Here is a 12,562-nt window from a genome sequence, read left to right on the forward strand (position 1 = left end):
GGTTCCTTTCACGCCCGTGTCTTTACAAGTGTCAGAATAGTTTCAAGTATTATCTTTATATCAGTCAGAAACGAGCGCTCATCAATATATTTTAAGGCAAGCCTCATCTTTTCCGGCTTGATCTTCTCCCTGTATGCCTGGTGGGGATCAGGGCTTCCCCTCAAAATCTCCCCTTCGTTATGAAAGGTAAGCGAGGCCCAGTCAGTAATACCCGGCCGGACCTCCAGTATCCTTCTCTCCTCATTCGTATAAGTCTCTACTTCCATCAGGACTTCCGGCCTCGGGCCCACAATGCTCATCTCCCCTTTTAAGACATTAACAAGCTGCGGCAGTTCATCAAGCTTGTATTTCCTGAGAAACTTACCAACCCTTGTAATTCTTGGGTCATCAGAGGCAGTTGAAGGACCACCAAACTTCTCGGCATCAACCACCATCGTCCTGAACTTGAAAATCCTGAAAGTCTTCCCAAATCTGCCAACCCTCTCTCCACGGTAAAAGGCAGGTCCCGGAGAGTCAAGTTTAATGAATATAATTAAAAAAAATATCAAGGGACCAAAAAGCACAAGCCCCAGCAGAGAGGTTATTATATCAAAAGTCCTTTTCAGAAAACCGTCCAATCTCTTATTCACTCATCTCTCCTGAATTATCCTGAAATACCCCGGAAGCCTGAACCCGAATCTTTTCACCCTCTCCCCTTCTCCGACCTTAACAAAACCTGCCTTCTCGATTACCCTGATTGATGACAGATTACCGCGCTTGACAACATACCAGAAAGTACGGCCGGCCCTGCCCTCTGATAAAAGAATCTGCTGTATTGCAAACGAGGCAATACCCCGTCTCAGATGATCAGGATGAGTCCATATATCTCCGATCTGGAGGTCATCCCCGGACATAAAAGGGAACCTGAAGTAACCGGGGAATATGCCTGACCGGTGCACCAAAACTCCTCCCTGATAGACGAGAAAAAGCCCGTAGTCTCTATTTCTGAAGACATGCAAATAATGCATTACCCACCAGGCTGCAAATGGTGTCAGGGGTATTCCCGAAGGAACAATACCCGACATCCCGGGGTGCCAGAGATTAAAGGTATATTGACTCTCCAAAGCCAAATCCACCTGATTTATATCTTGTGACTCCTTGCGATAAAATAAATATTTCATAAAAAATCTGCCCTCTGCCGGATCCAGAAATAAAAAGCCTCAAACAACGGAAGGAAGCGATATGATAGACTCTGAACGGTTTTCAGGTTTATCCGCATTTATTGCAGGATAAAACTGCCTCGGAGCCCCGGCCGGATGCCGGAACGAGAATGAGTTCAGAGTCTGTCATATCGCTTTCAACAACCATTCATCTCCGGATTCAGGCTTTCCCGGCAATCCTCTCCAGATAATCAATCATACCTGTATACACACGCCCTGCCGAGAAACGCTCCTCAAACAGCCTTCGGGCATTCTCACCCATCTGCCGTCTCTGCCGGGGATTATGATATAAGTTTAAAACAGCACTTGCAAGACTCTCCTCATCGCCTGCCTCATAAGCAGATCCACAATAATTTTCCGAAATAATTGACTCCAACTCTCCGCGAAGACTTGAGATAACAGGTAAACCACCACAGAAGTATTCAAATACCTTATTGGGCAAGCCCTGGGGAGCGTTCCTGACATATGCCGCCAACCCGGCATCCGACATTTCCATTAATACTTTAATTGTTGCAGGAGAAACCCAGCCAGTTAAGATTACATTCTTTAATCCCCTGGCGCGATATCTTAAAGAAGACATCTTTTTGCCATCGCCACACAGAACGAACTGGATTTTCCCGCCATCTGGCTGTGCCAGTAATCTTGCAGCATCTATCACCGTCTCAATATCATAAGAGGCTTCAAACTGACCAAAAAAGCAACATATAAAACTCTCAGGGTCAACACCACTGTCAAGAAGAAATTGCCTTTCCGATTTTATCCGGTCTTCACTTAAGGATTTTTCCAGGGATGCCAGCGGGAATACCGCATCTGTCTCAGAACGTTCACGGCCTGCGTAAGCCAGTCCCCAATCCAGGTAACCGGAAGATACTGCTGTTACTGCATCTGCTTTCCTGAAGATACGCCGGTTGGCATTAAATGCCGGCCATAATACAAGCTGACCGAGCCAACGTAATCCCCGGGGAATGACACTCAAGAAAATATCCGGCCATAAATCACGGACATCAATTACAACCGGTATATTATGACATCCGGCATATTCTATTGCAACCCTGCACATCCCCGGAGCCGGCAGTGCGCTGAGAATAATATCAGGAGGTTTTTCATCTCTGATGCGCCGTCTGAACACACGGGCGATCTGATGATTAAACCAGAGCCTGCTAAAGCTGATATTTTTTCTATAACCTTTTGCATACAGCAGTTCAATCCTGTATCGGTCATTGACTTTAACCGCGCTGTCCTTCTCAGCCCGCTGTCTTTTGTAAGCATGAACAAACGTTGGTGCCCACCTGACAACACTGTGACCGCGTTCTGCCAGCATATCCGCCAGAATCCCGTAGCGGAACAACCTTGTCTGCCCATCAACAGGAAGCAGTTCTCCAATATGTATAAGCCATATCTCCATGTTTATTAAGTTGAATCCCGCTTCGGTGATAAAAAACCACAAACACAGAAAGGAAGGGATATGATTGACTCTGAACGGTTTTCAGGATTATCCGCATTTATTGCAGGATAAAACTGCCTCGGAGCCCCGGCAGAGCCGGGACGAGAATGAGTGAAGAGTCTGTCATATCCCTTCCAACAACCGTTTATCACTGAATGCCGGTTGAAAACAACTCCAGCAATCTCTTTGAAATCAGGGATACATTAAAATCACTTTCCACCTTTTTCCTTCCACGCATGCCTGTCAACGCATAATAATCCGGATCACTGACAAGTCTTTCAATCGCCTCGGCAAGAGACTCCGCATCCTGTTCCCTGACCATTATCCCACTGCCGTCTCCGAGCAATTCCGGGATACCCCCGGTGCGGGTTGATATAACGGGAATACCGTATGACATGGCCTCCATCAAAGCAACAGGGATTCCCTCCCTTACGTCATCTCCGGTTACAATACTTGGCAATACAACAGCATCAACCCTGCCTTCAGCATATAAACCGAGGAGTTGCTCATGGGGCAGTCTTCCCAAAAACTCTATATTACAGCCAATGGGAAGCCCTTCAACCATCTCCTTCAACTCATCTTCTAACGGCCCGTCTCCTGATATGAGGCATTCGAAACTTATACCCCTGTCCGAGAGTATTCTGCAGGACTCAAATAAATATCTGTGTCCTTTTTTAGGCACAAAATTAGCAGGACACAAAATTGTAAAAACTTCCTGCGATATTACAGGAGTTTTAGCGTTCTCCGGAATTTCCACTCCCATGTGAAGTGTCAATATTTTCCCTTGAAGTGCACTATCAGCAGCAATCTCCAACATATCCTTACAACCTTCTTCATCTATGGCCCTTACAAACAATGCTGAAGCACATTTTTTGTTGATGATATTATTCTCTGCAATATCCCCTCTGTGGGCAGTAAAACTCCAGGGAATGCCTGTGATCCTGGAAATAATATAAGCCATTGTCGAGGGTGTTGAAGCCCAGTGAGCATGAATGTGTGAAATGGATGCCTTTTTGATATCCTCTGACAGGGATACGGCCTTTGGAAATACTATCAGGTTCTTGAGCGCTATCCTTATATTCCTTGCCTTAAAGGCAATATTATACATTATTTTAATAAAAGAACCCGGCTTTCTGCAAATAAAGCTGATTAAATCTTTTGCAATATCAACGTCAAACCATGGAGTGCTCAAAGTATCCTTAATCAGGGGGGCAGCCTCCTTGTGAAATAAGTCACCTGATCTGTCTCTCGGCAGAATCAGAATATCTGCACCCCTGCCTTTGAGGGCAAGCATTTCCGTCAGGATAAAAGTCTCCTGTGTACCAAAGGGGGCTTTTACAGTAATGTAGGCAATTCGTTTCATTTATTCACAAACACGGCAAACTGATAAACCATCCTGTTGCCGGGTTACCGGCCTAAAAACACCCTATAAATTTCTTCTGTCTCCCTGACCATCTTTTCAACGCTAAATTCCCTTACAACCCTCTTCCTCCCCTTCTCTCCCATTTCCATGGCAACACGTTCGTTACCGAGAAGAGCGGCAACCCTCTCTGCAAGGGAGGAAGCATCATTTAACGGACAAAGAAACCCATTCTCCCCATCAATAACCAATTCGCTGTTACCACCAGCGTCAGTGGCAACAACAGGGAGCCCTGCCAGCATTGCCTCCATAATTGCGTTAGAAAAACCCTCATAGTGTGAAGTCATAACAAAAACATCCATGGCTTGCAACATGGCAGGAACATCGATCCTTTCACCGGTAAATACTACATTGTCTGCAATACCCGATTGTTGTGAATATCTCTCTAATTCATCCCTCAGCTCTCCATCTCCGATTATCATAAATTTCAGGTTACGGGACCCGTAATTTTCAAGGAGAATCCTTGCCATATCCAGAAATAACCTGTAGTTTTTCGAGGAATGCAATCTGCCGACTGTCCCGACTACCTTTCGGGCTATCTTCCCTTGAGTGTCAAGGCCGGTTTCTCTTAAGAAATCAACTGTATTTATACCATTGTGTACAGTAAAGACTTTTTTGACATCAAAAGAGTATTTTTCAACAAGCGTCTCAGAGGCTTTGAGTGAATTACATATGATCCCGTGCGAAAAAAAAACAAGTATTTTATCAAGAAAAACCTGATACCCATTCTTATCTTTTCCAGTCTCCGGCAGACTACGCTCAGAAGCAATAATAACAGGCACCCCGGCAATAATTGCCGCAATCCTTCCATACGAATTTGCAGAAAACAGATATGTATGCACTATATCAGGTTTTATTGTCCTGAAGAGCCTGATAAGCCTGAAGAGTCTGGTAAACTCCCTGTTTTTTCTTCTCTGAAGTTCTATCACCTGAATGTTCAGCTTCCGGAACTCCCCTGTCCAGAAACCACCGCTGCTAAGACTGATCACAACAGGAGAGAACCTTTCCCTGTTAATTCCTTTAACAAGTTCATATAGCTGCTTCTCTGCCCCTCCCCTGCTAAGCTGTCCTATTACATAGCAAATTTTGACCATTATTGTTTTCTGTTGAAATCAGCGAAATCTGTGTAATCTGCGGATAGAATTCCTGGCATTATCCTGTCCATTCTGTCATTCCGGCAGTCCTTAAGCCGGAATCTATTCTCTTTAAATGCTTTCCGGACACCCCGAACTCAAACAGTTATCGCCTCCAGCAAATCGATCAAGATAGCATCTTCCGGCCACACATGCCCTACATGCCAGTTCATCTCCCTGTCCCAGTAGCCAGGACAGCCATAAATAGCCTTACTTTGATAACAGTAACTTACCTCAACAATCCCCGGTCTGTTTTCCCGGTCAAAAATAAAATCAAAAGCCAGGCTTTGTGTTTTAAGTTTTCCCGCAGTCTCAAATGCAATCTCAATACACCTTGTATTAATTCTTTTCAGGTCATACTCTATGTCACCGCTCCCGGACGCCCGGAAATCATTTGGCCTTGTATTTCTTGTAAATCCAAAAGCCCTGTTTCCTATTATCGTTATCCTTGTGTCAAAATCGTTATCCGGCAGAAAATCCTGGAAATATATATACCCTCTTTGAGCAGGGATAAAACTCCCCTCTCTCCTGGCAGCATAAAGTATTTTTGGCATACGTATTATTTTATTTATCAATTGTCCAGGGCTGCCTGTCTTTCTCAATTTTGTCCCAACATCACTGAAATATCCACTGACGGATGGAAACCCCACAGAAAATGCCTTTTTACACAGTTTTTCAGCTTCTTTTTTGGTCCTGACCAACCTCACATTTTCAGAAGAAGCACCGCAACGTAACTTGAATACCTTGGGAAAATCGGTTTTATCTATCCATCTCATTGCTTTATCTTCATCAAAAAAAACATAGGATGGCACAAGCGGAGCTCCAATGGATTCCAGCAGGTATTTCTGTCCAATCTTGTCATCATAATGCCAGCAGGTTGCTATATCCGGGAAGACTTTTATACCCAACCTTTCTGCAGAAATTATTATCTGCCTGGTTGCAAGTTGGGCCTTTGGATCAGAGTGGTACCAGTGCCACAGCAGGCCGTCAACTCCCTTGAGTTGCTCCATTATGCCGGAATCAAAACAGTCAACAATCCTGTAATCCATTCCGTGTTCAGAACAATACTGAATCCAACGGTCGGAAAAACTGCCGGGACTGCTGTGTATTGCAAGCTGTATTGTCATAGACTCCTTTCAAACTGTTATCTCTTTGTTTGTACCCTTTGCGAACTTGGCGCCTTTGCGAGAAAAAGAGGTAGTGTAAAGAAACTTCTTTCAAGGTTTTTGCGAACCTGGCGCCTTTGCGAGAAATCTGCATAGCCATAGACTCCTTACACGGTTTCCTGAAGAGCCCCTTTTTCTGCCAGAAAGAATGCCGTGTTTTCAAGTATATGATCCGAATTCATAACCCTCAGATACGTCCTCATAATGGGCAATATCAGGTGATATGCTACCATTGCCTTTACACTCCCTGCCCGGCTGGAAACAGGTTTGCTGTAGATTTCCTTAACCTCAAACCCTCCCCACTTCAACTGTTCCATAACCTGCCCAACGGAATATTCCGTTACATGATGGGGCGACATGAGATTTATCCTTCTTCCCCTGAGCACCCTTAATATATTTGAAAAACGGTAACGGCTGGGGGTTGAGACAATCAGGAAACCACTGCTTTTTAAAATTCCTCTTATGGCTTTTAGTAACAATAGCGGGTCAGGCACGTGCTCCCACAGATTATTACATACCACAACATCAAAGTATTCCCTGCAGTAAGGTGGATTACAGGCATCTGCAACACAAAAATCAATCCCCGAGAATTTGTTTGCTGCGTAACTGATTGCTGATACTGAATAATCAAGACCGGAAATCTCTGCATCAGGAAAGTTTTTCTTAATCTCAGCGGTTATATGTCCCTGGCCACAACCGATATCCAGTATTTTAGGCGCTGATATCTTTTCATCCAACGCTGCTTTCAATAAATATAGCGTTGAGTCAATCCTTTGCCTGTGAAACTCATCTTCAATATTGCCTTCAAGTGCATACGGGTCACCCTCTGAATACTCATCGCTATCGTATAATTCCTGGGGAGAGAGGAATATCGGGAACCCTTCAGGATGTATCGCAAATGGAAAATCGTCTGATTTGTTCTCCCAATCCTCGTACCTGCATCCGTCTGCTTCATTCAGTACCCGCTGGCAGGACCAATCATAATACTTATCAGAATGCATATGCTCTCCGGCAACCTTGATTACTCATATTATGTAGAACGATTTTGTACGACGCCATCAAATATGGTTTCCAGGACTTCCCTGTGTGCCTCACAGGAAATAACATTCCGGAGGCAAGTCAGTGAGCTTGTCGTATAAAAATACTTCACAATAAAGCCCTGTGAATTCAACTTACTCAGCACCCTGTTATGAGCCAGAACCTTACTGAGATACTCATGTTTTATCCCTTCGCAAAACTGAACCCATTGGGCCTGAACAAATGCATCGTCCCTGATGGAAAGGGATCGCTCTTCGAGGGACTTACGGAATAACTGCTCTGTCTCTTTGTCCATTCTCCAGGCCCCGGGTTGCAAATCCGACTGCAAATACGGGATTATTTCCATTGTCGAACCGAGGTCTTCTGCGATCGTCAGTTTTACAAAAAACCCTTCATGGAAGGCCTTATCCTGATCCGGCCAATCAAAAATCAGGTTCCCCTGACCATAAACAATATGAGCACCCTGATACTCTTCATAACAACCAGGACAGTGCGTGTGTTGAACTATCACTGCATTCGCCCCCATCTCCACCATAAAGCGACAGGTCTCCCGTAAGCGCGGACTCGGGTAGGGATAGTTTTCATTTCCTCCATGAAGCAACACGATAAGGTAATCAAAATTATCCCTCTGACTTCTGACGTTCCTTACATAATCGATTATATCAAGCGGGTTTGCCCCGCAAGAATTGGCTGATGCTATTGAAAACTCATGCTCTGCAACAGCAAGGATGCCAATCCTGACCCTGCCGATTCTCCTGATAAGTATCTGCCTTGCCTTTTCAAGATTCTCACCTGCCCCAACAGTTGAAATCCCGGCCCCTGCACAGACATTCAGGGTATTTTTCAACCCGGCTGAGCCATGATCCATGATGTGGTTGTTTGCTATATTGATAACATCTATTTCTGCCTGCCTCAGACCATTGATGCAATCACTTTCAGCACCTAATCCCGGTCCGCATTTCAGAATTGGCGAATTCCTGGTTATCAGAGGGCTTTCAAGGGACACAATAGATAGGTCAGCCCTCTCAAACTCTTCAAGCAGGTCATTAAAGACGGCCGCAGCGTCTCCCTTCCTGAAAAAAGGCTCATTCCGACCCACTGGACAGACATCCCCGCCTATCAATACATCAATCACCGGTAAAAACCCCCCTTATTTTCCCATCCCTTAAGTAGAAAGGGATGGTGAGCAAGGGCTAAAAGCTTTTTTATCACAGATATTACTCCTTTAACTTTAGTAACCCCGGATTCAACTGCAAGAAGCCTCTATCAAGGTACGGAAGAGATATGATAGAATCTGAACGGTTTTCAGGTTTATCCGCATTTATTGCAGGGTAAAACTGCCTCGGAGACCCGAAGTATTTCGGGACGAGAATGAGTGAAGAGTCTATCATATCTCTTCCAACAACCTTTTATCTCCGGGACCGGTTTAAAATCTGCGGCTAACCTACGTCCTCGTCTTATCTCTCAGAAACATACCCAAGGCTTCAACTCCACCCTTGACTGCAACACTTGCAAGCGCAAAATAAACTGCAACCCTTCCGAACTCACGATAATTGCTGAGATAATAACTCAAACTCCTCAGGCTCTCAGCTATAGCCCTGTAGTTTTTCTTCCCAACAGAGGAATGCCCCTTATGCACTATCCTGCTTGAAGGAACAATTACAGTAGAAAATCCTGTTTTACGAATCTTTTCATGCAAGATAAATTCTTCCAGAAAGAGAAAAGTATTTTCATCAAGAAGCCCAATTTCCCGCAGCAGTTTACAGCGAATAAGCATGCAGGAACCGGATATTATATCCACTTCCCTGGCCTCCTGAAAATCATACTCATCCATATAATAATGCCTCTTAATCCACCTGTTCTCCAGAAGCAGCCATTTCCCTGGGCCAACCCTCCAGAAATAGTCCTGCAATAAGGGCCTGCGGCGGGCACAGCTAATATCCAACTCTCCTGACCCGGCAACTATTTTAGGCCCCAGAACCCCGACCTCCGGATTAGACTCTGCATAATCAACAAGTTTTTCAAGAAAATCCGGCTCCACCCTTGTGTCATTGTTAAGGATCAAGACGTAATCAGCCCCTGCATCAAGGGCATACGCTATGCCGGCATTATTCCCTGCAGCATAACCCCTGTTCTGTCCTGTTTGAATAAAGACATGCTTATGGAATTTTTCTCTGAGTATCTCTTCAGAGGCATTATCAGAACCGTTGTCTATTATTATAATACGATAATTACGATACTTAACAGCCTCAACCGAATGAACACATTCGATTGTATCCGTATAGTTCCTGTAATTCAGTATTACAATATATACAAGAGGACTATTCATTGCTATTAACCCCGACAATCATCTACAATCCGGATTGAGCGATAAGCAGTACCGGATAGAGCGACTTTAGATATTTTTCGGTAACAGTTCTTAGCGAAATGAAGCGTCCACATCCGTGACTGTTTGAAGCCTGAACTTGTTTCAGGCTGAGTTTCACGGATGTAGCGTAATGAGATTAGAACTGTCGAAAAATATCTTCTTTAGCGAAAGCCGGTACTGCTTATCGCTCAATATTTTAATAACCTTGAGCACTCAGGCGATCCCCCACTTTCTCAGCAAATGCCTGCAGTTCCGGATTCTCCTTATATGCATACGCACGGTCTTTGTTCACCACCACAGACACCCGCTGAATGTCCCTATCACTTACTTCCAAATTACAGAAACTGGAGAGCTTCCGTAATAACTCAAACGGCTCAGAAACAAGGTTTTCATATTTCAGCTCAAGGGCACCGGAGCCCAGGGCTGTAACGTGTTTTTTAGCTTCCTTCAAATATTCCTCCCAGAGCGAAAAAGCGCCTTCCAAAGAGGCACACCGTATTGAATCAGTGAAACCACCCCGCTTTGGCCGGACCCTGTAAAACGCCCTCCTTGCAAGATATCTTGACTTCTTGTTCTCAAACGCTCTTTGTTCCCGCTTAACCAGGCTGTTTGCCACATCAATACCATTGCGGTGGATATGTATCACCCTTGCATCGGGAAATATTTCCTGCCAAAGAGGGAGCGTATAGGTATTACGTGGGTCTTTCCATCCCCAGGGAAAGTTCAGGTTGAAAAGGCTGCGGTAACTCAGGCATTTCCTCCAGCCAAGAAATGAGGCAACAGCCGGTGTCTTAACCATGGAACGCATGTAATCAGTAGCCAGGGTCCTGATTTCCTTATTTTCGAGCAGGAAATGAAATGGTTCAGGATAATCCCAGGAAGCACAGCTTTGATGCAGGAGCCAATCATTAATGTTCATGAAAAAGAGGGTTTCATGGTTGTGCTGTTTTTTCCTGCCGGTAAACAAGCCCAAATTCTCCAGTATCTGAGCGATCATTCCTGTACCGGAGCGGTGCATACCAATAATTATAAAAGGAGACGGACTACGGTCTCTCATTTTCTGCCCCTCTCTTCGCCGGTCTTCCCCGCGGCCTGAGCGTAGATTCCAATCCAAGTTCCCTTCCCATCTGCATCTGCCACATCGTATCTCCATATGGAGATTGACGATTTACACTCTGACGAAGCCTGTCCAGTTCATGTGCCGTTAAAGGCTCATCCACATATCTATCCCAGTTCCGGGGTAGTTCTACCGGTATTTCATCAAGCAATAAACGCGAACTATTACCAATCAACACACTGTGAGATGACCACAACCAATCTTTTGCTGATCTGACCAGACCAGCCCTTACCGGATTTCCTTCAACATACCTTAATCCCGTTAACAAATGCTCATCTCTCTGTATAACAAAGCTCTTAAACCGTCCCTGCCATACATGACCACTGGTTCCATTATCGCGATGGTAACGGCGGACGTGACACGTCATCAACCACTGCATCCATCTGCTTAAATCCTCGGCTCTGGTTGGCATCAGGATCATATGAAAATGATTCGGCATCAAACAGAATGCCAGTATCCTGACGGAATACCGGGTCTTTGCGTCTCTCATTAAATTAATAAAAACCTCATAATCCCGGCTTTTATGAAAGACACGCTGTCTCCCATTTCCACGGTTAATTACATGGTAAACAAAACCATCGACCAGTCCTCTCGGAATTCTCGGCATCGTTATAAACCTTCAATCAAAAAGTAGCCTGTCCCTATTTTTATTTTCATTTTTTAAACCTCACAATCCTTCTGTAGAGATAAAGATACGTGGCTGAAAAGAGAAAGAATATGAAGATTAACACGGGGGTGTTTGAATGAAATGGAAAGGCCATAATATTAAATGCTGCAACCAGCACCCAGATATAGACAGAGGTCTTTGGATTATTCCTTGCTATCCGGCTGTGAACAAGCATATGAAAGTGCACCCTGTCAGGCTTGAAGGCTGAAAGGCCCCGCTTGAATTTCTTCCTGTAGAGTGAAAAGAAGACCTCAAATACCGGATAGGCAAGTACCACCAGCGGAAACCAGGGAGATATGCCGGGATTCCTCTTTACAAGCAGTATGGATATCTCGGCAAGTATAAAACCGATAAAGTAGGCCCCGCCGTCTCCAAGAAAGATTCTGCCCCTCGGGAAATTCCATGCAAAAAACCCGGCTATCGCAACTATCAGTACCGTGCTTACCCCCAATATCAACTGATCTCCATAAATATACGATACAGCTGCAAACGACAACAGGAGTATAACCGACACCCCGGCTGCAAGGCCGTTGAATCCGTCTATTATGTTAATGGCATTGGATAACCCTGTAACGGCAATCAAGGTGAATGGTATCGCCATCCATAACGGCATCCTCATCAGACCTATGTCATAAACAATGCTGTCCATCAACACCATTGCCACTACAGCTCCTGCCATTATTACCGAGAGCCTCAACTTCGGACTGATGTTTGACGTCAGATCCTCATAAAAACCTATTACAAATGCCGGCAGCGCAGACAAAACAAGATACTCCCCCTCTTTCCCAAACATCCATAGCCCGACAACTAATGCAATAACTATCCCCAAACCTCCGGCCCTCGGCGTTGGTACATAGTGGAATCTCTGGGGCTTGTCAGTATCTGCCCGGTCAATGCAGAATGACCGGATACGGGAGTTCTTTATTACTATAAACTGGATTACAAAAGAGACTAAAAATGGCAGGGTAATTTGTAGCAGGATATGGTTCATAAGTTTCAATTTTCAGGGA

The 12,562-nt window shown here is 44.8% G+C and carries 12 protein-coding genes; all 12 read right to left on the reverse strand.

The genetic code is table 11. The features are described 5' to 3' along the window. Nucleotides 1-8: 8 nt before the first annotated feature. Nucleotides 9-629 carry a sugar transferase gene (locus tag VST71_02505; GenBank protein ID MEC4684591.1) on the reverse strand — a complete coding sequence of 207 codons (621 nt, stop codon included), beginning with the start codon at nt 627-629 and terminating at the stop codon, nt 9-11. Further along, nucleotides 630-1,160, reverse strand: a complete 531-nt coding sequence (locus VST71_02510) for a GNAT family protein (GenBank protein MEC4684592.1) — start codon at nt 1,158-1,160, stop codon at nt 630-632. A gap of 199 nt (nt 1,161-1,359) precedes the next feature. Continuing rightward, the gene (locus tag VST71_02515; protein ID MEC4684593.1) at nt 1,360-2,604 is read right to left on the reverse strand and encodes a glycosyltransferase family 4 protein; all 1,245 of its coding nucleotides are present in this window, start codon (nt 2,602-2,604) and stop codon (nt 1,360-1,362) included. 187 nt (nt 2,605-2,791) lie between these two features. Then, complete coding sequence (locus VST71_02520; GenBank protein ID MEC4684594.1) at nt 2,792-4,006, reverse strand: glycosyltransferase; 1,215 nt, start codon at nt 4,004-4,006, stop codon at nt 2,792-2,794. Between the two features lie 44 nt (nt 4,007-4,050). Further along, nucleotides 4,051-5,157: a glycosyltransferase gene (locus tag VST71_02525; protein ID MEC4684595.1), complete on the reverse strand. Its 1,107-nt coding sequence runs from the start codon at nt 5,155-5,157 to the stop codon at nt 4,051-4,053. A 137-nt stretch (nt 5,158-5,294) separates the two neighbouring features. Then, the gene (locus VST71_02530) at nt 5,295-6,323 is read right to left on the reverse strand and encodes a hypothetical protein (GenBank protein MEC4684596.1); all 1,029 of its coding nucleotides are present in this window, start codon (nt 6,321-6,323) and stop codon (nt 5,295-5,297) included. A gap of 146 nt (nt 6,324-6,469) precedes the next feature. Further along, nucleotides 6,470-7,363: a class I SAM-dependent methyltransferase gene (locus tag VST71_02535; GenBank protein ID MEC4684597.1), complete on the reverse strand. Its 894-nt coding sequence runs from the start codon at nt 7,361-7,363 to the stop codon at nt 6,470-6,472. Nucleotides 7,364-7,392: 29 nt separating this feature from the next. Continuing rightward, the gene (locus VST71_02540) at nt 7,393-8,535 is read right to left on the reverse strand and encodes a CapA family protein (GenBank protein ID MEC4684598.1); all 1,143 of its coding nucleotides are present in this window, start codon (nt 8,533-8,535) and stop codon (nt 7,393-7,395) included. A 309-nt stretch (nt 8,536-8,844) separates the two neighbouring features. Continuing rightward, nucleotides 8,845-9,729, reverse strand: coding sequence for a glycosyltransferase family 2 protein (locus VST71_02545; GenBank protein MEC4684599.1), 885 nt, complete (start codon nt 9,727-9,729; stop codon nt 8,845-8,847). Nucleotides 9,730-9,964: 235 nt separating this feature from the next. Next, complete coding sequence (locus VST71_02550) at nt 9,965-10,825, reverse strand: sulfotransferase (protein ID MEC4684600.1); 861 nt, start codon at nt 10,823-10,825, stop codon at nt 9,965-9,967. Continuing rightward, nucleotides 10,812-11,492: a transposase gene (locus VST71_02555; GenBank protein MEC4684601.1), complete on the reverse strand. Its 681-nt coding sequence runs from the start codon at nt 11,490-11,492 to the stop codon at nt 10,812-10,814. Before VST71_02555 ends, VST71_02550 begins: the two co-directional genes overlap by 14 nt. Nucleotides 11,493-11,538: 46 nt before the next feature. After that, on the reverse strand, nt 11,539-12,543 hold the full coding sequence (locus tag VST71_02560) for a glycosyltransferase (GenBank protein ID MEC4684602.1): 1,005 nt from the start codon (nt 12,541-12,543) through the stop codon (nt 11,539-11,541). Between the last annotated feature and the right edge of the window lie 19 nt (nt 12,544-12,562).

The organism is Nitrospirota bacterium, from assembly GCA_035873375.1.
Taxonomy (GTDB): Bacteria; Nitrospirota; Thermodesulfovibrionia; order Thermodesulfovibrionales; family JdFR-85; genus BMS3Bbin07.